Genomic DNA, 20,430 nt, shown 5'->3' with positions numbered 1-20,430 from the left:
GACCTGACGTTGTGACTTCCTGGAGGCCCGCTCCGTGACCCAGACCGCTGACAACCGAACAACCCCGGCCCAGGGCGAGGTCCTGCGCCAACTGTCCTTTCTGGACCGGTTCCTGCCGGTGTGGATCATCGCCGCGATGGCGGTCGGGCTGCTGCTGGGCAGCATGATTCCCGGGCTGCAGGGCGTGCTGGACGCGGTGAAGATCGGGCAGGTGTCGCTGCCGATCGCGCTCGGGCTGCTGTTGATGATGTACCCGGTCCTGGCGAAAGTCCGCTACGACAAGCTCGACACCGTCACCCGCGACAAGCGCACCATGGTGCTCTCGCTGGTGCTGAACTGGCTCGTGGGCCCGGCGCTGATGTTCGCGCTGGCGTGGCTGCTGCTGCCGGACCTGCCCGAGTACCGCACCGGGCTGATCATCGTCGGCCTCGCCCGCTGCATCGCCATGGTGATCATCTGGAACGACCTCGCCTGCGGCGACCGCGAAGCCGCCGCCGTGCTGGTCGCGATCAACTCGGTCTTCCAGGTGATCATGTTCGGCGTGCTCGGCTGGTTCTACCTCGACGTCCTGCCAGGCTGGCTGGGCCTGCAAAGCCAGAGCATCAGCTTCTCCCCGTGGGAAATCGCGCTGTCAGTGGTGATCTTCCTCGGGATCCCGCTCGTGGCGGGCTACCTCTCGCGCCGGATCGGGGAACGCACGAAGGGCCGCGAGTGGTACGAGAGCAAGTACCTGCCCAAGGTCGGGCCGATCGCCCTGTACGGGCTGCTGTTCACCATCGTCATGCTCTTCGCGTTGCAGGGCGACAACATCACCTCCCGGCCGCTGGACGTCGCGCGGATCGCCCTGCCGCTGCTGGCCTACTTCGCGATCATGTGGGGCGGCGGCTACCTGCTGGGCAAAGCTTCCGGCCTGTCCTACTCGCGCACGACGACACTGGCGTTCACCGCGGCGGGCAACAACTTCGAGCTCGCCATCGCCGTCGCGATCGGCGTGTTCGGGGTGACGTCCGGGCAATCGCTGGCCGGGGTGGTCGGGCCGCTGATCGAGGTCCCGGTCCTCGTCGCGCTGGTGTACGTGAGCCTGTGGCTGCGCAAACGCTGGGCCGGCAAAGCCGTCGACGCGCCGAAGTGAGCAGCGCAGACGTCGTGGTGATCGGCGGCGGGCAAGCCGGGCTCGCCGCCGGTTACCACCTCCGCCGGGCCGAGCTGAGTTTCCTCGTCCTCGACGCCCAGCCCACCCCCGGTGGCGCGTGGCTGCACGCCTGGGACTCGCTGCGGCTGTTCTCCCCGGCCCGCTTCAGTTCCCTGCCGGGCTGGCCCATGCCGGCCCAGCCCGGACACGAGTATCCCGACGCCGCCCACGTCGTGGACTACCCGGCCGCCTGCGAAAAGCGCTACGCGATCCCGATGCGCCGCTCCACCACCGTCATCGCCGTATCCACAGTGGACGGAGGGTTTCGGGTTGCCACCGACGGTGGTGAGATGCGCACAAGGGCCGTGATCAGCACGACCGGAACGTGGTGGCGCCGGTTCGTGCCGATCGTGCCCGGCAACGAGTTCACCGGCCGGCAGCTGCACACCGTGGACTACCGCACCGCGGACGAGTTCGCCGGGCAGCGTGTGGTGGTAGTCGGTGGCGGGAACTCGGGGGCGCAGATCGCCGCGGACCTGACGACCACGGCGAAGGTGCTGTGGGTGACGCGGCGTCCGCCCCGCTTCCTGCCCGACGACATCGACGGGCGCGCGTTGTTCGACATCGCCACCCAGCGGCGCCGCGCACTCGACGCCGGGCACCGCGACACAGAGGGCGTGGCGGGACTGGGCGACATCGTCGCGGTCCGGCCCGTCCGCCGCGCCCGTGACGCCGGCCGGCTACGCGCGCTGCCCATGTTCACCCGGCTCGCCCGAGAGGGACCGGTGTGGGCCGATGGCACCCGGCGCCGGGCCGACGCGATCATCTGGTGCACCGGGTTCCGCCCCGCCCTCAAACACCTGGCGCCGCTGCGGCCGCGTACCCACGACGGCCACCCCGCCACCTGCGGCACCCGCTCCCTCGACCACCCCCGCTTGCACCTGCTCGGCTACGGCGACTGGACCGGACCCGCCTCCGCCACTCTCATCGGCGTCGGCCGCGCCGCGCGCGACGCCGTCGCCGACCTCACCACCCAGCTCCTGCCTACCCGCTGAGCTTCGACAACGAGGAGACCACGATGACCCGCGTGCTGGTGATCGGCGGCAGCGATGCCGGGATCAGCGCAGGCCTGCACATCCAGGAACTCGACCCCAACACCCGGCCCACCCTCGTGGTGGCCGACGCCTACCCCAACTTCTCCATCTGCGGCATCCCCTACCACGTCTCCGGCGAAGTCCCCGACTGGCGCACCCTGGCCCACCGCACCCGCGCCGACCTCGAAAACGCGGGCCTGGACCTGCGGTTGAACACGCGCGCGACCCGCATCGACCCGTTCGCCCGCACCGTCACCGTCGTCGACCACGACGGCCCTTCCGAATTGCCCTACGACCAGCTGATCATCGGCACCGGCGCGGTCCCGATCCGCCCACGCATCGAAGGGCTCGACACGCTCGGCCCGACCGACGGAGTGCACTTACTGCACACCATGGACGACACCTTCGCTCTCACCTCCACCCTGGAACGTCAGCCGGAGTCGGCCGTGGTCGTCGGCGCCGGCTACCTCGGCCTGGAGATGGTCGAAGCCCTGCGCAGCCGCGGCGTCGCGGTCACTCTGGTCGAGATGCTGCCCGAAGTGCTGTCCACTGTGGATCGTGAGTTGGGTGGGCTGGTGCGGGCCGAGTTGCACGCGCACGACGTCGACGTGCGCACCGGAACCACCGTGGGCCGGATCGAGCGCCACGCGGGTCGGTTGCGGGTGCTCGGTAGCGACGGGTTCGAGCGCACCACCGACGTAGTGCTCGTGGTCGTCGGCGTCCGCCCGGACACCGCGCTGGCGGAAACCGCCAGGGTCAAGCTCGGCGTGCGCGGCGCGATCGCCGTCGACCGCGGGATGCGCACCACCGTCGACCACATCTACGCCGCCGGCGACAGTGTGCACACCTACCACCGCCTCCTCGGCACCGACACCTACCTCCCGTTGGGCACGACCGCACACAAACAAGGCCGCGTCGCCGGAGAAAACGCGCTCGGCGCCTTCCGCCGCTTCGCCGGCTCGCTCGGCACGCAGGTGCTCAAGGTGTTCGACCTCGCGATCGCCCGCACCGGCGTGCGCGACCGCGACGCCATCGACTTCCGCCCCGTCACGCACGCAACGGTCGCCGACGATCACAAGGCGTACTATCCCGGCGCCCGACCGATCCACCTGCGCGTCACCGGCGACGCCGCGTCGGGCCGGCTGCTGGGTGCCCAGCTCGTCGGGCACCGCGACAGCTCGGTGCACAAACGCATCGACGTCTTCGCCACCGCGATCCACCACGGCATGGCCGTCACCGACGTCGAAGACCTCGACCTGTCCTACACCCCGCCCCTGGGCAGTCCCTACGACGCCGTCCAGGTCGCCGCGCACGCGTGGACCCAGCAGCACGGCGACTGATCTGCGTTTGCGAAGATCACCTCGTGCCGGACTCGACGCCTACGCCCAGCGTCTGCTGCGCGCCGTTGGCGGAGGCGCCGTTGTCGGCTGAGGACGCCGCGGATCTCGCGACGGGGTTCAAGGCCTTGGGCGACCCCGTCCGGCTGCGGCTGCTCTCACTGATCTGCACCAGCGACGGCGGCGCCCGCGTGGGCGATCTGGCCGCGGCGTTCAAGGTGTCCGGGCCGACGATCTCGCACCACCTGAAACTGCTGCGCGAAGCCGGCCTGGTCGAGGCCGAGCGCCACGGCACGTCGATCCATTACCGACCCCGGAGTGAGGCGCTGGGCGCGTTAACCGACCGGCTGGCAGCACCGCCTGCGCGCGGGTGACATCGTGGTGGCGAGCCGTGCGACGACGTAGGCGGCGTCTCGCCCGACGCCGCGCAGGGTGGCGGAGGCGAAGCTGCGTTGCCATTCCAATCCGACGTAGCCCAGGCCCGGCACGGTCGTGGACAGGCCGGGTGATTGCCTGGGCTGCCCGTCTTTGAGCGCGCCGGTGCCGTCCAGATAGGACACCTCCGGGCGGAATCCGGTCGCGAGGATGATGGTGTCGACTTCGTCGGTGCTGCCGTCCGCCCAGTGCACGGTACTGCCCTCGATGTGGGTGAACAGGCGCCGTTGATCAGGACGGCCCGCGACGATCGCAGCCCGGTACACCCCGGCGTCGAGCACGGGTGATGCCGGTTTGGCCCGCAGCAGGGGCCCGATCGGCAGGTGATCGAACCCGACGGTGGTCGACCAGAAGTGCACGTCGCGGCCGAGGGTTCGTTGCGGCGCGAAGCGGACGGGCGTGCGCGTGGCGAGGGTGACGGTGGCGTGGGCGGCGAGTTCGGCCGCGATCTGCACGGCGGAGTTGCCCGCGCCGACCACGATCACGCGCTGTCCGGCGAACGGTTCGGGCGTGCGGTACTCGGCCGAGTGCAAGACGGTGCCGGTGAAGCGGTCGAGCCCGGGCAGAGCGGGCCGGTGCGGCCGGCTGGACCCACCGGTGGCGGCGATCACCGCCGGCGCGGCAAAGGTGGCGCCGTGGGCGGTCCGCACCGTGAAGCCGTCGCCATCGTGGGTGACGGTGGTGACCCGGTGGTGGGTGCGGATGTCGGCATCGAGGCGGGCGGCGTACCGGCGCAAGTAGTCCACGACCTCGTCGCGGTGCGGGTAGTGGTCGGGGTCGCCGGGGACGGGCAGGCCGGGCAGGCTGCTGTAGCGGGCCGGGGAGAACAGGGTGAGGCTGTCGTAGTAGCGCGGCCACGACCCGACCGGTTCGGCGCCGGCTTCCAGCAACACGGGGCGCAGGCCACGGGCAAGCAGGGTGCGGGTGGCGGCGAGGCCGGCTTGGCCGCCACCGATGACGATCGCGTGCGGGTCGGTCACGAGGCTCTCCGGATCGGGTTGGCCGCGAAGGCGAGCACGGCCGCGCCGACGTTGACCGCGGCGAGGACGAGGAATGCCGGGGTGTAGCCGCCGAAGAGGGCGGCGAGGCCGGCGCCGGCGAAAGGGGCCAGCGCCATGGTGATGGTCATCGGTGCCGAGAGCAGCCCGTTGAGCCGGCCGTAGTGCGCGGCGCCCCAGCGGTCGGTGATCGCGGTGGCCTGCAGCAGGGTGAACACCCCGCGCGCCATCCCGGCGACGATCGCGGCGGCGATCAGGGCCGCGGTCGAGGTGAGCACGCTCAACAGCGCGGTCGTGAGAGAGGTAGCCAGCAGGATCAATGCCGTGCGGGTCCGCACGCTGGTGCGCCGGGTCAGCGTGGCGTAGCCGAGCCGGCCCAGCACCTGCCCGGCGCCGCCGAGCCCAAGCCCCACCGCCGCCGTGCCCGCACTGACGCCACGTTCGATCATCAGCGGCACCAGGTTGACCACCACCGCGAACACCGAAAACGTCGCCAGGCTCAACGCCACCACCAGCGTCAGGAACGCCCCGCTGCGCGCGACCTGCGACGGATCAGCGTGTGCCTCGGCGTGGTGCTCGACCTGGGGCCAGGGCCCGCGCAACCCCCAGAAGTGCCCGGGAACCGTGATCACCGCCAACACGACCAGCAGCACGAGATAGGTGTGGTGCCAGTCCAGGTGCGCCGCCAGCAGTGCGGTCAGCGGGGCGAACACCGTGCTGGCCAACCCCGCAGCGAGCGTCAGGACGGTCAGCGCCGATATCCGCCTCGGCCCGTACCAGCGGGTCAAGGCGGCGAACGCGGGCGGGTAGAGCACCGCGCTCATCGCCAGCCCCGCCACGGCCCACGCGACAAGGAACCACCCCAGGTTCTGCGCGGTCGCGATCAGCAGCACCGCCGGCACCGCCAGCACGGATCCCGCGGTCATCACCGCCCGCGGGCCCCGCCGGTCAAGCCACCGCCCGATAGCGATCCCGGCCAGCGCGGACACCAGCTGCGCCCCCGACAGCGCGGCGATGACCGCCGGCGCCGGCCATCCCGTGTCGCGGCTGATGTCCGGCGCCAGCACCGGAAACGCGTAGTAGAGCACGCCCCAGCTGGTGATCTCGGTCAGGCACAACACCGCCAGAACCCGGCGCAGACCCGACGCCGGCAACGTCGCCGTGTGCGTGGTGGTGTCGCTCGGCACCGCTCAGTTCCCGCGCGCAGGCGGCGCCGACGACGTCAACACCTCCGGCTCCGCCGGACCGCAACACCCCGACCCCACCAGCTCGACCGGCTCGGCCACGACCGGCTCAGCCGCTGCGGGACCGCAGCACCCACCGGCGCCGGAGTCCTGCTCGTCGAACAGGCCCGCGCCCCCGCAGACGCCGGTCTCGGCCAGGATCAGCTCCACCCGCGCCGCGGCCTCGTGGTCCCCGGCCAGCTCGGCGGCGATGCTGCGGACCTGCTCGTAGCCGGTCTGGGCGAGGAACGTCGGCGCGCGGCCGTAGCTCTTCATCCCGGCCAGGTAGAAGTCCTGCTCCGGGTGCGCGAGCTCCTTCGCCCCGCGCGGGTAGACCGTGCCGCACGAGTGCACGTTCGGATCCACCAACGGCGCCAGCCGCACCGGCGCCTGCAACGTCGGGTCCAGCTCCAGCCGGACCTCCGACAGCCATTCCAGCTGCGGACGGAACCCGGTCAACGTCACGACCTCGTCCACCTCCTCGAGTCGCTGCCCGGCCGCCGACACCAGCGTCAGCCGCCCCGCGGCGTCGCGCTCGACGGTCTCGGTGCGGAACCCGGTCACCACGCTGATCAGCCCGGACTCCACCGCGGCCCGCGCGCGCAGCCCGAGCGCGCCGCGCGCCGGCAACTGGTCCGCGTCGCCGCCGCCGAAGGTGTTCCCGATCCCGCCGCGCCGCAGCACCCAGCTGATCCGCGTCGCCCGGTCCTGCTCGGCCAGCCCGGACAACGCCACCAACGCCGTCAGCGCCGAATGCCCGCTCCCGGCCACCACGATGTGCCGGCCCGCATACCGGGCCCGCGTTGCGGCGTCGGCCAGATCCGGCACCCGGTAGGTGATCCGGTCCGCCGCCGCGGCCTCCCCGATCGCGGGCAGTCCCTCGCCGCCAAGTGGGTTCACGCCGACCCAGGTGCCGGACGCGTCGATCACCGCCCGGGCGAAGATGCGCTCCTCGCCGCCATCGACGCTCCGCACGTGCACGGAGAACGGCTCGGCGTCCCGGCCGCTGTCGACCACGCGATCCCGGCCGCGGCGCGCCACACCCACAACCTCCGCGCCGTACCGCACCCGCTCACCCAGTACGTCCGCGAGCGGCTGCAAGTAGGACTCGGCCCACTCCCGCCCCGTCGGATAACCGCTGCTGTCCGGACGCATCCATCCCGTCGGCGCCAGTAGCCGGCCCGCCGCCGGGTCCACCAGCTCCGACCACGACGAGAACAACCGGACGTGGTTCCACTCCGCCACCGCAGCCCCGGCGCGCCCACCGCGTTCCAAGACCAGCGGCTCCAGGCCCCGCTCCAACAGCTGCGCCGCCGCCGCCAGACCCACCGGACCCGCACCGACGACCACAACCGGGTATTCGCCCATCCCCAACACCCTCCATCGGTCCTGCTCGATTAACGCGACCCAGAGAGTATCGACCGAAATCGATGGATGCAACCATCGATTCGGATCGATATACTGACGGGCATGCCGATCGCGCTGCCTCAGGCCCAGGTCCTGCCCACCACGGACGCCACCACCTACGCCGAGTGGTTCGCCTGTCTGGCCGAGCCCGTGCGCGTGCGACTGCTGCACGCCGTCGCCACCACCCCGCGTGGCCTCACGGTCGGCGCGCTCACCGAGATCCTCGGCACCAGCCAGTCCACGACGTCGCACCACGTGCGCAAGCTCGCCGACGTCGGATTCGTGAACCTGGAGAAGGTCGGCACCGCCACCGTCGTCACCGTCAACGAAGCCTGCTGCTCCGGGCTCCCGCACGCCGCCGACGCCGTCATGGGCCTGCTCGGCCCCCGCCCCTGCTGCCCCGACGACGTGCCCGCCGACGTCACCGTCCGCGCCCTCGAACCGGGCGACTGGGCCGCCGTCCGGCGCATCTACGGCGAAGGCTTGGCCACCGGCAACGCCACCTTCGAAACCACCGTCCCCACCCGCGCCAGCCTCGACGCGAAGTGGCTGCCCGAGCACCGCTGGATCGCCGAAGCCGACGACCAGGTCGTCGGCTGGGCCGCCGCCAGCCCCGCCTCCTCACGCGACTGCTACGCCGGCGTCGCCGAAACGTCGGTCTACGTCGCCGAATCCCACCGCGGCCGCGGCGTCGGCAAAGCCCTGCTGCGCAAGCAAGTCATGGCCGCCGACGACGCCGGCCTCTGGACCCTGCAAACCTCCATCTTCACCGACAACCGCGCCAGCCTCGCCCTCCACCACTCCGCCGGCTACCGCACCGTCGGCATCCGCGAACGCATCGCCCAACGCGACGGCACCTGGCACGACACCGTGTTCCTGGAGCGCCGCAGCCCGGTCAGCTGACTTCGACAACGTGGCAGCCTGCACTTCTCAGGCGGTCTGGCGCGAGAGAGTCAGCTCCCCCGGTGGCGTTGCGGGTGGAGTCGGTGAAACACCGCGGCCCGCGCTGGTGGAACGCCTGGGTTGCGGCCGACCCGCACCCGGAACGTCAGCGCGCCGTTAGGTGGCATCGAGTCCCGGCCGTGAACTGAGCGAGGGCTTCACATTCCGGTCGGACGCTCGTGATCGAGCGTCAGCTGCTGCTGGTGAAAGGCGAAGTGCCGAGCTGGATACCGGTAGAGATCGGCCAGGGTCATGTACGGCTGGAAGAACGGGTCCCAACCGGTCGGATAGCGCATCCCGCGGGCCAAATCCGCTTCGTCGGCACGATCGAGGCTGCGGTGCAGCGACGTGATGATGTGGTCGAGCCACGAGGCCGCGCGCCTGGGTCCGATCAAGCCTCCGCCGCACGACCCAACATAGTTGATCACGTGGAACAGCGGCGTGGTTGCGTTCAGCGCGGCCGCGAATCGGCGGCTGGCGGAGTCCGGCAGGTGGCCGAAGAGACGAACCAGGAGCAGCAAGGCGCGTACGATCTGGTAGCCGAATACGAGGTGGAATAGCAGTTGCTGGTTGGTCCACCGGGTCCCCTGCGATCGCCGGAGGAGAGCCTCTCTCGTCGAGGCGGCCACCAGCATGTGGAAAGTGGCGCGGTCGCAGTCCCATTGCCGATGCACTGCCTGCCGATCCATGACTCGGCCCTCCGGGCTAGCGACTGCATTCGTGCCGGTCAAAGCATGTCATCGTGCAGCTGAAGCCGCCCTCAGCAACGTCAGAGCAGCGTTGCCCGCCGCCCCGCCGGCCCGAAACGTCGAGCCGACGCAACTTACCGGCCGTCGCCGCACGGCGAGTCCATCACCGCGCTGACGCGGCTCTGCCAGTAGGCCCTGCGCAACACGACGTGCTGTCCTAAGCGATTGCCTCGTGTGCGTGGACCCCGTCGCCACGCAGGGCCTGCCTCAGTGCCGCGACCGACGGGGCACCTGAGACGCGTCCGTCGTCGCCGCGATACAGCCGGCACGAGACACTCGGCGCCCGCCCGGGTTCGGCGAACCGGCTAGCCGCGTAGACGAGCGACCGAACCAAACGAATTATCACGACCCACGTCGAGGCTATAAATCGACAGATTACGCTGGGGGTTTCGACTCCGGCAGCACGATGCGGTCTTCGCCAGCGGCGATCACTTGACCAAGGGATTACGACTTGTCCAGGCGCTTCTTCCTGCTCACCGCCACGGCGGTCGCCGCGTTCGGCCTGACCGCATGCGGCACCAACGTGCCACCCGCCACCCACGCGCCGCCCGCCACCACGCCCCACGCCCATCCTGAGATCGTGCCCATCACACCGCCGGAGGCCGCACCGGCGCCTGGGGCGGCGGCCACCTACCTGGCGAAGAAGGTCGGGGAACGAGTCGGAATCACCAACATTGACGGCAGCAAAGCGGCCGACTTCTGGATCACGAAGATCAACGTGGACCCGAAGTGTGACCCCTCCAGCCGGCGCGCGGTAGGCATGTCCACGGTCGTCCTGGACGTCACCGTGACGACCTACACCGACAAGGTCGCGGGGCAGCGCTTAAGCCCGTTCATCGTCCTGCCCGGCAGGATCAACCCGTTCTCGTTATCGACCACTGGCACGATCGGCACGAGAATCATCGAGACGGACACGTGCGTGACACCGCTGAAAAAGCTGCCGTCGACGTACGTGCCCGGCCACGCCTACACAGGGCAGATCGCGTTCGCCACGCCATATGACACCGGCAAGGTCCAGGTGACCCAAAGCTCCGGCTATTTCCAGAACGGCACCCTCGGGTGGGAATGGTCGTACTGACCACCCTCTGACCGGCAGCAGGAAGCCCCGGCGCCCGTCGCAGCGGTCGGGGCTTCCTCGTGCTTGGGCGCCCGACGCCTGGTGGACGGGCTACTGATGCTAAGGCTCGACAACCTGCTCCCATCGCTGAAGACGTGGCAGCAGACCGACGACGGCGAGGAGCCATTCATGGGCATGGGCCGCGCTACCCGACGGGCACAGACTCGTGGAACCGGTAACTGACGACACCGTCCGCGACCTAGTCATCCAGGTCGCGGACGGGCAGTACCGCATCGAGGACCCCGGGCATCTGCTCGAGGATCCCTGGCCCGACAGCACCGACCACCTCACCACCGGCAAACCCGGCTGGGTCGCCGTGTTCACCGGGTCGAATGGGGCCCGCTCACCGTCACCATCGACACCCGCCACACCCCACTCCTGCAAGAGGGTGTGCTGCACGAGTAGGTGACATCTGAGTTGGCTTGCCGTGATGGTGAGCTGGGAGGATGTCGCTGTGCCCAAGCCCTACCCTCAGGAGTTCCGCGACGATGTCGTGCGAGTTGCCCGTAACCGTGAGCCCGGTGTGACGGTTGAGCAGATCGCCAAAGACTTCGGGGTCCACCCGATGACGCTGTTCAAGTGGCTGCGCCAGGCCGACACCGACGAGGGTACCAAACCCGGTGTGAGCAGGAACGACTCGGCCGAGCTGCGCGAAGCGCGCAAGCGGATCAAGCTGCTGGAACAGGAGAACGAGGTCCTGCGCCGGGCGACGGCGTATCTGTCGCAGGCGAACCTGCCGGGAAAAGGCTCTACCCGCTCGTGAGCGAGCTGGCCGCGGACGGTATCCCCGTCGCGGTGACGTGCCGGGTCTTGAACATCGCTCGACAGCCCTACTACCGGTGGCGTGCCAGGCCGATCACCGCCGCGGAGCTCGAGCAGGCATATCGGGCGAACGCGTTGTTCGACGCGCACCGCGATGATCCGGAGTTCGGCTACCGGTTTCTGGCCGACGAAGCCCGCGACGCCGGCCTGTCGATGGCGGATCGGACCGCGTGGCGGATCTGCTCATCCATGGGCTGGTGGAGCGCGTTCGGCAGGACACGCGGCCGCAACGGCAAGAAGGCCGGTCCGCCGGTCCACGACGACCTGGTCCGGCGCGACTTCACCGCCACCGCGCCGAACCAGCTGTGGCTGGCCGACATCACCGAACACCACACCACCGAAGGCAAGCTGTATCTCTGCGCGGTTAAGGACGCTTGCTCCAACCGGATCGTCGGCTACTCCATCGACTCCCGGATGAAGTCCCGTCTCGCCGTCACCGCGCTCGCCAACGCCATCGCCCGCCACGACGACGTCGCCGACTGCGTGGTGCACACCGACCGCGGATCGCAATTTCGAACCAGAAAGTTCGTCCGTGAACTCGCTCGTCACGGGCCTGGCCGGCTCGATGGGCAGGGTCGGCGCCGCGGGCGACAACGCCGCCATGGAAAGCTTCTTCGCGTTGCTGCAGAACAACGTTCTCAACCGGCGTACCTGGACCACCCGAGCCGAACTCCGGACCGCGATCGTCACCTGGATCGAACGCACCTACCACCGCCGCAGACGCCAAGCCGCCCTCGGCCGGTTGGCCCCCATCGAATACGAAGCAATCATGACCACGCCAGCCAGGCAGGCTGCGTGACTACCACTGTCACCACTCCTGCAGCAGACCCGTCACTGGTCGGCGCGCTTCAGCTCCAAGTCGTGGCGCTACTGCGGCTCGTGGCAGGGTCGGTCACGGGGCTAGCTGCCGACCCCAACCAGCAGTAGTACGGGACTTGACGAACGTTCACAGCAGTGGAGACCGGTCGCGTCATTAGTCCAGCACGATAAGGAGCTGGACGCACCAGTTGCCGTAGATGTTGGTGGCCTGCACCGAGCCGCTGATGTCCTTTCCGGACAGCGAACCGCCGAGGTGCGCGACGAGGGTCGAGCTGCCGCTGTAGTCCTTCACCGTCAGCTGCGGCTGCCCGCCGGTGACGTTGTCGATGTCGTCTTTCAAGAGGTCCATGCCCTGGCAACCCATGGCGAGGGCGCCGGCGGCGTCCTTGGCGTTGAGCTTGGCCACGAAGTCGCCAACGAACTGTTTGCCGTCGGCCCCTGCCAAGCCGCCGGTGCCGGGGACGGCGGTCTGGTTGGTGGGCAGGCCCGGCTCCGAGGGTGCTGTCGTCGGCTGCGACGGCTGCGACGGCGCGGGGTTCTGCGTCTGCGCCGCAGTGATCGAGGAGTCCTTGCTCAGGAAGAAACCCGGTGCGACGAATCCGGTGATGCCGAGCGTCGCCACGATCACCACGGCCACGGCCACGGCCACGGCCACGGCGATCCACAACCCGGTGTTGTTGTTCTTCGGCGGCTGCGGGCCGCCGCCGTAACCTCCGCCGTACGACTGGTTCGGGCCCCAGGCCGGCTGCTGGGCGTTCGGGACCCATCCCGGCTGCCCGCCCAGGCCGGCTTGTTGCCAGCCCTGGCCGTAGGGGCCGGGCCGGCCGCCCTGCCCGGGCTGCGGTGGGTAAGTCATCGCCGGTTCCGCCTTCCTGCTGCACCATCTCGCGCCGTGGTCTCATGACTGGCGGCGTCGGCGGTTCTCCCCCCGCCCCACATGATCAGCATTCTGCAAGATCGGACGGCCCGGCACCAAAGGAGGCCACCGGTCACAGACCAACTCGACCAGCCTGAGCCTGAACCACCGATGATCCTGTAACGCGGCATCGCCGAACTTCGCCCGAACAACCGAGAGGTCATTCCCAACCGCGCACGACCTCACCGGCAGGCCCTCCCCCCAACCTGCCGGCGGGGTCTTCCCCGGTGCTGCGCAATGACGACCACGAGGCGCGTCATCACCGCTGCGTGTCTGCGTCCGTAGACGGGTCGTGCGCACGGCGAAGGATAACTGGCCATGGCACCGAGCTGTCTAACCTGACTTCCGTGCGCTGGGAGAGTGGTGCGACGTAACGCCGCTCGCCTGGGTACCGACGATCGGGTGACCTTGTGCGCACGTTGGGAGAGAAATGACCGCTCGTCCGGAATCCGATCGCGTCCGGCGCTGGGAGCCCGACCCCGCCGTGCCGGCCGGTGCACTACCGGTGTTCGGCGAGCTCCACGCGGCCGCGCGCCGCCGTGCGGCTGCGAGCCTGTTTTTCCCGCTGCCGTTCGTGATCGGCGGGATAGGCCTGTTCTTCGCCGGTAAGGGTGTCGCCGCGCCGCTCTTCCTTGTCGTGTTCTTCGGCGTCGCCCTGGTCGCGGCCATCGCCATTCTCACGACACTCCGCCGGGCCGTGCCGTTCCTCGGGGCCCGGTTCGAACCGGTCGACTGCCCGCCGCACGGGGTGGTCCTCGCGGGTCGCGAGGTCGGCGTCCGCCTGCCCGACGGCCGGTGGCTGCGCGCCAGGATGCCTGCACCGCTGCGGGTGCAGCTGGCCGGTGAGCGCCGACTGTGGCTGCTGCGGGTGGGTGAGCGGGCGATGATCACGTTGCCGGGGTCCGGCGTTCTCGGGGCGGCGCGGATCACCGACGGCCCGCTGCCCGGTGCGCGGGTGCTGCCGATCGGCTCCCGGGAGCCGACCTCGCCGCGGCTCGATCCGGTGCTCACGGCCTATCGCCGCTACCTCGCACGCCTGTGTTGGTACCCGGCTGTGGTATACGGCGTCGTCGCCGTCCTCGCAGGCTGGGCGGCGGCGGACCTGCCGCAGGAGCGGGCCCTTCACACGGCCAGCAGCGGGGCAGTGTTCATCGCGGCGTTCATCGGTGTTCTAGCGCTGATTGTGGTGGTCCGCGCGGTGCGACTGCGCGCTCCACTCGCGGCCGACACCTGGACCGAGCTGGCCGTGGTGCTCGACCGGCCGGTCTCGATCAACGGCCGTGGTCTCGTCCGCCTCCAGGGCCGGGCCGTCCTGCCTGACGGCCGCATGGTCGGCTTCCGAATGCGGAACGTGCCCGTCGCGTTCGGCCTCGCGACGGCCACGACCGGGCAGCTGTGGATCGCCGGGGTGCCGCGTCCCGGCAAGTCCGGGACCGCCGGCATCCCGGGCCATGCGGTCATGGGCGCGGTCCGACTCACCGGAGCAGGCCGTAACACCGCTGCTCTACCGGGACCGCACCACCAACGCCGGTGACATGTACCGCTCACAAGTCACAGATAAAAATCACGGTCACAGTGACTGTGACTGTGACTGTGGAGGGTAGTTGTCACCGACGAACGTGCACGACGTCTGTGTTGCACCGCTTTCGTGCGCGCTGGTTGTCACCGATTTTGCGCGGTAGCTGTTACCTGCGCCGCGGCGTCTGCGACGGGCGCGGTGGACAGACACTCGCTCTTGCCCAACAGACCTGGACGCGGTGCGCCCGGAGCCCGCCGACAGGAAACGGACGCCAGCTGGCTGTCAATCGGCTGTTGGGCGTGAGGTCGGATCGCTTCTGTGACGGAAGCTTCGATCTTGGTTCCCTCTTTGAGTGATCACTGCGGAGCCCGCGTCCTGGCTGGTCAAATCGGGGAGAGCATGGCGCCGGTACTTCGTCAGCACCACTGCCACGGAAGGCGGGCACAGCCCACATGTCAGTCGACAGCGCCCCGGAGAACCCGTTCACGCTCAGCACCGACGAGCTCGCCAGACTCGACGCAATCCGCACGGCACTGGCCTTCCCGGTGTCGCGCAACATCGTCACCCTGGACAACTGGGGCCTGGCCGACACCTACGAGACGTACCTGCGGACCGCCAAGTACGCCGAGGTCTCGATCACCATGTCGGACGGGACGGTGCTCGATGCGGCGCTGAGCGTCCCGCGTGACGTTGAGCCCGCAAGCTGTCCCGCGATCGTCATGCCGGCGCCGCTGATCGGGATCGGCTGGCGTGCCTACCTCGGCATGTTCCCGCGCTGGGCCCTTGGCGGCTACGCGGTTTTGGCCTACAGCCAGCGCGGCCTGGCCGCCTCCACCGGCGAGATCGACGTCGCCGGGCCGCTGGATGTGAATGACGGCTCCGAAGTCATCGACTGGCTGTTCGAGCAGGGCGTCTCCGGCAGCCGGGTCGGGTGTGTCGGCTCCTCCTATGGCGCCGGGACGTCCCTGCTGGTGGCCGCGCATGATCCACGAGTCTCGGCCGTGGCGGCGACCAGCGCGTGGGGAGATCTGTTCACCTCGCTGTTCGAGAACGAAACCTGCCACGTGAAGGCTTTCGAGGCGCTCGTGCAGCTGTTCAGCGAGGACCGTTGCTCGCCGGAGTTCCGCGACGTCATCGAGAAGGTCCGCAGCAACTCCATCGACGGCGAGGTCATGGCGTTTGCCGATGTGCGGTCGGCCAGGAACCAGCTGGAGTCCTACGACCGGACCAGACGCCGATCCTGCTGACCACCGCCTGGCACGAGACGATCTTCTCGGTCCCCAGCGTCGTCGACCTGTTCGACGGCCTGACCGGTCCCAAGTCGCTGCTGGTCCAGGTCGGAGACCACGGCAACAGCGAGCTTCCCGGCCTGCTCGGCCTCGTCTCCAAGCCCACCGAGACGGTCTACCGCTGGATGGATCACCACCTCGGCGGCAACGCCGGCGACGGAGCGAAGCCGCACTTCGGCGTCCGCTCGGAGTACATGCACAACCTCCTGTCCGACGTCCACCACCCCGACTGGGACAGCTACGCCCTGCCCCGGCAACGTTTCCACCTCGCCGACGCGCCCGCCGGTCAGCGCGACGCGCAGATGGCCCAGGGCCGGCCGCAACCGGGCTGGACCCGCTCGATCAAGGCCACCGGCCAGGGCACCGAGGTCGTCGTTGCCCCGAAACTGGTCCAGACCGGCGCAACCGAGCGCTTGGGCCTGCCCCACGTCTATCAGACCGCCGACCTCGACCGCGGCCTCGCCGCGATCTGGACCACCGCGCCGCTGGCGCAAGCCATGCGTGTCCAGGGTGAGCTGGAGGTGCAGGTGACCGTGAAGGCACAGGACAGGAACGTCACGATCGTGGCCTACCTGATGGACTGCGACCCCTCCACCGGCAAGGCGACCATCATCACCCACGCCCCCTACACCGTCACCGACCGCGAGGCCGGCCAGGACATCACCCTGAACTTCCCCCTGCAGCCCGCCCACTACGTCCTGGCCAAGGGCCGCCAGCTCCAGCTGATCATCGACACCCACGACCCGTTCTTCGCCGACGCCAACACCACACCGTCCACCATCGAGATCATCTCCCCGCAGGACATCGAGTCCTACATCGACATCCCGCTCAGCACCCTGGCCTGACACCCCCACCAGCACACCGAGCCGGCACCGCCGATGCCCCTGCCCGCCACTGCGGTGGCCGCAATCGGGGGCGCCGGCGGTGTTGGAGCCCAAGCAGGCGCCCGTGGTGACAGATGCCGCTCACAAGTGACAGAGAGAGCTCACCGTCACCGTGACGATGGGCATGTTGCGATCAGTGCACGTCAGACGCATTATACGAACACTTGTTCGAGTAAGAACCTGGTTGCCGGCTCCCCACGGCGAAGACGTAGTGGGAGCGGTCGATGGCCTTCAACAACCCCCCGATGCCCTGGTCGGAGCTGGAGCGGATCGCGTCCGGTCGGGGAGTCCCGCCCGCACGGCCGGACGGTGACGAGGAGGCGCCGCGCTCGCACAAGCGGGAGGGCTACCAGCCGCCGCGGGGTCTGCGGCCGCGCGCGGATGTCGAGGTCGGCGGGGCGCGGGTGCCGTACGCGGAGCTGCATTGCCACTCCAACTTCAGCTTCCTCGACGGCGCCAGCCACCCCGAACAGCTCGTCGAAGAGGCGGCGCGGCTCGGCCTCGACGCGGTCGTGCTGGCGGATCACGACGGCATGTACGGGGCGGTCCGCTTCGCCGAGGCCGGCCGTGAGCTCGGCATCCGCACAGGCCACGGCGCCGAGCTGTCCCTCGGCCTATCCGCGCCGCAGGGCGGCGTCCCCGACCCCGAGGGCTCGCACCTGCTGGCCTTGGCCCGTGGGGTGGAGGGCTATCAGCGGTTGTGCCGGGTGATCTCCCGCGCCCAGCTGGCCAAGGGCGGCCGGAAAGGCCGGCCCGTCTATGACCTCGACCAGGTTGTGGAGGAGCTGCGCGGGCACGTGCTGGTGCTCACCGGCTGCCGCAAGGGCACCGTGCGCCAGGCCCTCGTCGGCGATGGTGCGGCCGCGGCGGCCACCGAGCTGCGCCGGCTGACTCACTGGTTCGGACCGGAGAACGTGGCGGTCGAGCTGATCGACCACGGCCAGCCGCTGGATGCGGTCCACAACGACCTGCTCGCCGGGATCGCCGCCGACCTGCGGCTGCCGACCGTCGCGTCGAACAACGTGCACTACGCGCGCCCGGAGCAGCACCGGCACGCCGCCGCGGTGGCGGCGGTGCGAGCCAACAGGTCGATGGACGAGCTGGAGGGCTGGCTGCCGGCCGACGGGATGGCGTTCGTGCGTGACGGCGCCGAGCAGCGGCAACGGTTCGCCCGGTATCCGGGGGGGTGCAGCGCGCGGCGCTGCTCGGGGTGGAGCTCGCGTTCGACCTCGCCTTGGTCGCGCCGAAGCTGCCGCCGTTCGACGTGCCCGAGGGGTTCGCCGGCGAGGACGAGTTCCTGCGCCACCTCACGTTCGAGGGTGCCCGCGCGCGTTACGGCGCCCGTGCGGACAACCCGAAGGCCTACGCGCGGCTGGAGCGGGAGCTCGACGTCATCGAGCGGCTCGGGTTCCCCGGCTACTTCCTGGTGGTGTGGGACATCGTGCGGTTCTGCCGCGAGGCCAACATCCTGGCCCAGGGCCGCGGGTCGGCGGCGAACTCGGCGGTGTGCTTCGCGCTGCAGATCTGCCACGCCGACCCGGTGAAGTGGAACCTGCTGTTCGAACGGTTCCTGTCGGCCGAGCGGGACGGGCCGCCGGACATCGACGTGGACATCGAGTCCGACCGCCGCGAGGAGGTCATCCAGTACGTCTACGCCAAACACGGCCGCTTCCACGCCGCCCAGGTCGCCAACGTCATCGCCTACCGCGCCCGCTCCGCCGTGCGCGACGCCGCCAAAGCGCTCGGCTACTCCCCCGGGCAGCAGGACGCCTTCGGCAAAAAGGTCGACCGCTGGGCCAGCGTCTCCGACCCCGCGGCCGCCGACGCCGGTCTGCCCGGCGACCTCATCGAGTTCGCCGGCTGGCTCGAAGACTCGCCCCGCCACCTGGGCGTGCACTCCGGCGGCATGGTCATCGCCCACACCCCGGTCAGCGAGATCGTGCCGGTCGAGTGGGCCACCGCCGCCGACCGCAGCGTCCTGCAGTGGGACAAGGACGACTGCGCCGCGATCGGGCTGACGAAGTTCGACCTGCTCGGCCTCGGGATGCTCTCGGCGCTGCACTACACGATCGACCTGCTCGCCGCCCACCACGACGTCCACATCGGACTGCACGACCTCGACCTCGCCGACCCCCACGTCTACGACATGTTGTGCGAGGCCGACGCGATCGGCGTGTTCCAGGTCGAATCCCGCGCCCAGCTCGGCACCCTCCCGAGGTTGCGGCCGCGGAAGTTCTACGACCTGGTCGTCGAGGTCGCACTGATCCGGCCCGGCCCGATCCAGGGCGGCTCGGTGCACCCCTACATCCGCCGCCGCCGCGGCGAAGAGCAGTGGCAGCACGAACACCCGCTGCTCGCCCCGGCGCTCGAGCGCACGTTGGGGGTGCCGCTGTTTCAGGAGCAGGTGATGCAGATGGCCCGCGACGTCGCCTCCTTCACCCCCACCGAGGCCGACCAGCTGCGCCGCGCCATGGGCTCCAAGCGCTCCAGCACGAAGATGCGACGCCTGGCCGGCCGGTTCTTCGAAGGCGCCAAAGCCAACGGCCTGTCCGATGACCTCGCGAAACGGGTCTTCGAGCAGATCCACGCCTTCTCCGGCTACGGCTTCCCCGAAGCGCACTCGATGTCATTCGCGCTGCTCGTGTACGCCTCGGCGTGGTTCAAGCGCTACTACCCCGCGGCGTTCTGCGCCGGCCCGCTGCGCGCCCAACCCATGGGCTTCTACTCACCCCAGTCCCTGGTCGCCGACGCCCGCCGCCACGGCGTGACCACCCGCGAGCCCGACCTGAACCTCTCGCTGCCGCACGCCACCCTCGAACCCGACCCGGACTCCGAAGGCGGAGTCGCGATCCGACTCGGCCTGTGTAGGTAATTGGGGGTAGCTCTCCTCGTCGACCCGATGACGCTGGTGATGTGGCCGTTCCGGTCTTCCCAGACGAGCTCGATCGGGCCGTCGTGGGGCAGGGTGCGGAGCACGGTGGCGACATCGGTGGACAGATCCGGCCACACGAGCAGCCGTGCGCGTGGAGCGAGTCCGGCGCGGATCACGCCGATGTTGGTGGGATGCAGGCGATGCCAGCGGGACACGTTTGCGACGTAGCCCTCCTCCAGGAGCACCGTGCCGCGTTGGGTGGCGAGGTCGGTCACCTCGGTCCAGAACGCTTCCTCGGCGGGGCGCCGCTCGACGGGTTCGTCGAAGGACGGGTCGTAGGGGGATGCGTCAATCCGTTCAGCGAACAGGCCAAGTGCGTGGGCATGGGCGACGGCGTGCTCGCAGGGTTCGACGCTGCCGATGTACAGGTACTGGTCGTATCCGACGTGAACGAAAAATCTCTCCTCCGCTTCCAGCCGGCACCAGGCACCGTTGTCGCGCAGCATGGCCCGCACCAGCTCCAGGCCGACGACGAGGGTGACCTGCGCGCCATCGTGGCCGGTGAAACATCCCGATCGACACGATCACGTTGCACATGCCGGTCTCGTCCTCGAGGTTGAGGAACGTGATCCCGCCCGCGGTCGCGGGGCGCTGTTTGTGGGTGACGGCGCCGCCGACCTTGATCCGGGTGCCGTCGGGGACGTCGAGGAGCCGGCCGGCGGGGATGGCGCCGAGCGCATCGAGGTGGGTGCGCAGGAATTCGATGGGGTGGCGGTCAGCGGTGATGCCGGTGGCCCACAGGTCCGCCGACGCGAGCTCGAACGTCGTCATGCCGGGTAGCGCGGGGGCGTCGTGGCCGATGGCAGGCCTGGGAT

General features: G+C 69.8%; 16 protein-coding genes and 2 pseudogenes. 13 read left to right on the top strand and 5 right to left on the bottom strand.

The features are described from left to right. Positions 1 to 34 precede the first annotated feature (34 nt). Genes arsB through ACQPXB_RS22335 form a run of 4 tightly spaced genes read left to right on the top strand, consistent with a single transcriptional unit; the run spans position 35 to position 3,937 of the window. Entirely contained in the window at positions 35 to 1,132 is a 1,098-nt protein-coding gene (arsB, locus tag ACQPXB_RS22350) for an ACR3 family arsenite efflux transporter (protein WP_432855419.1), read from the top strand. Beyond that, a complete protein-coding gene (locus tag ACQPXB_RS22345; protein WP_432855416.1) occupies positions 1,129 to 2,187 on the top strand; it encodes an ArsO family NAD(P)H-dependent flavin-containing monooxygenase in 1,059 nt (352 codons plus the stop codon). Before arsB ends, ACQPXB_RS22345 begins: the two co-directional genes overlap by 4 nt. A gap of 23 nt (positions 2,188 to 2,210) precedes the next feature. Then, positions 2,211 to 3,566, top strand: coding sequence for an FAD-dependent oxidoreductase (locus ACQPXB_RS22340; protein ID WP_432855413.1), 1,356 nt, complete (start codon positions 2,211 to 2,213; stop codon positions 3,564 to 3,566). A 23-nt stretch (positions 3,567 to 3,589) separates the two neighbouring features. Next, entirely contained in the window at positions 3,590 to 3,937 is a 348-nt protein-coding gene (locus ACQPXB_RS22335; protein ID WP_432855410.1) for an ArsR/SmtB family transcription factor, read from the top strand. Here ACQPXB_RS22335 and ACQPXB_RS22330 read toward each other — a convergent pair. The 3 genes from ACQPXB_RS22330 to ACQPXB_RS22320 are packed head-to-tail and all read right to left on the bottom strand — an operon-like array spanning position 3,899 to position 7,587. Continuing rightward, positions 3,899 to 4,978 carry a flavin-containing monooxygenase gene (locus ACQPXB_RS22330; protein WP_432855407.1) on the bottom strand — a complete coding sequence of 360 codons (1,080 nt, stop codon included), beginning with the start codon at positions 4,976 to 4,978 and terminating at the stop codon, positions 3,899 to 3,901. The genes ACQPXB_RS22335 and ACQPXB_RS22330 overlap by 39 nt on opposite strands. Beyond that, a complete protein-coding gene (locus ACQPXB_RS22325; protein WP_432855404.1) occupies positions 4,975 to 6,183 on the bottom strand; it encodes an MFS transporter in 1,209 nt (402 codons plus the stop codon). The genes ACQPXB_RS22330 and ACQPXB_RS22325 overlap by 4 nt, the downstream gene beginning before the upstream one ends. Before the next feature lie 3 nt (positions 6,184 to 6,186). Continuing rightward, positions 6,187 to 7,587 (bottom strand): NAD(P)-binding domain-containing protein, encoded by a 1,401-nt coding sequence (locus ACQPXB_RS22320; protein WP_432855401.1) that lies wholly within the window; start codon positions 7,585 to 7,587, stop codon positions 6,187 to 6,189. 102 nt (positions 7,588 to 7,689) lie between these two features. On the opposite strand from ACQPXB_RS22320, the gene ACQPXB_RS22315 reads away from it, so the two are divergent. After that, a complete protein-coding gene (locus ACQPXB_RS22315) occupies positions 7,690 to 8,529 on the top strand; it encodes a helix-turn-helix domain-containing GNAT family N-acetyltransferase (protein ID WP_432855398.1) in 840 nt (279 codons plus the stop codon). Positions 8,530 to 8,726: 197 nt separating this feature from the next. Here ACQPXB_RS22315 and ACQPXB_RS22310 read toward each other — a convergent pair whose 3' ends face one another. Further along, entirely contained in the window at positions 8,727 to 9,257 is a 531-nt protein-coding gene (locus ACQPXB_RS22310; protein WP_386955734.1) for a DinB family protein, read from the bottom strand. 511 nt (positions 9,258 to 9,768) lie between these two features. On the opposite strand from ACQPXB_RS22310, the gene ACQPXB_RS22305 reads away from it, so the two are divergent. Then, positions 9,769 to 10,395 (top strand): hypothetical protein, encoded by a 627-nt coding sequence (locus tag ACQPXB_RS22305; RefSeq protein WP_432855394.1) that lies wholly within the window; start codon positions 9,769 to 9,771, stop codon positions 10,393 to 10,395. 493 nt (positions 10,396 to 10,888) lie between these two features. Beyond that, positions 10,889 to 12,055, top strand: a pseudogene (locus ACQPXB_RS22300) (IS3 family transposase). A gap of 174 nt (positions 12,056 to 12,229) precedes the next feature. Here ACQPXB_RS22300 and ACQPXB_RS22295 read toward each other — a convergent pair. Then, positions 12,230 to 12,931 (bottom strand): hypothetical protein, encoded by a 702-nt coding sequence (locus ACQPXB_RS22295; RefSeq protein ID WP_432855391.1) that lies wholly within the window; start codon positions 12,929 to 12,931, stop codon positions 12,230 to 12,232. A 490-nt stretch (positions 12,932 to 13,421) separates the two neighbouring features. Between ACQPXB_RS22295 and ACQPXB_RS22290 the strand changes: the two genes are divergently transcribed. From ACQPXB_RS22290 to ACQPXB_RS22265, 6 genes and pseudogenes are all read left to right on the top strand, one after another. Continuing rightward, positions 13,422 to 14,525, top strand: coding sequence for a hypothetical protein (locus ACQPXB_RS22290; protein ID WP_432855388.1), 1,104 nt, complete (start codon positions 13,422 to 13,424; stop codon positions 14,523 to 14,525). Between the two features lie 437 nt (positions 14,526 to 14,962). After that, complete coding sequence (locus ACQPXB_RS22285) at positions 14,963 to 15,757, top strand: CocE/NonD family hydrolase (protein ID WP_432855385.1); 795 nt, start codon at positions 14,963 to 14,965, stop codon at positions 15,755 to 15,757. 167 nt (positions 15,758 to 15,924) lie between these two features. Next, complete coding sequence (locus tag ACQPXB_RS22280; protein WP_432855382.1) at positions 15,925 to 16,644, top strand: CocE/NonD family hydrolase C-terminal non-catalytic domain-containing protein; 720 nt, start codon at positions 15,925 to 15,927, stop codon at positions 16,642 to 16,644. A 263-nt stretch (positions 16,645 to 16,907) separates the two neighbouring features. Further along, positions 16,908 to 19,546: pseudogene (locus ACQPXB_RS22275) on the top strand (error-prone DNA polymerase); the annotation flags it as partial. A gap of 50 nt (positions 19,547 to 19,596) precedes the next feature. Continuing rightward, entirely contained in the window at positions 19,597 to 20,175 is a 579-nt protein-coding gene (locus ACQPXB_RS22270; protein WP_386955740.1) for a hypothetical protein, read from the top strand. 37 nt (positions 20,176 to 20,212) lie between these two features. Beyond that, positions 20,213 to 20,395: a hypothetical protein gene (locus ACQPXB_RS22265; protein WP_432855379.1), complete on the top strand. Its 183-nt coding sequence runs from the start codon at positions 20,213 to 20,215 to the stop codon at positions 20,393 to 20,395. The last annotated feature ends 35 nt before the right edge of the window (positions 20,396 to 20,430 follow it).

Origin of the sequence: Amycolatopsis sp. CA-161197, from assembly GCF_050942255.1 — a bacterium.
Taxonomy (GTDB): domain Bacteria; phylum Actinomycetota; class Actinomycetes; order Mycobacteriales; family Pseudonocardiaceae; genus Amycolatopsis.
Note: the sequence above shows the minus strand (reverse complement) of the source record. Positions and strands in the feature narration are given on the sequence as shown.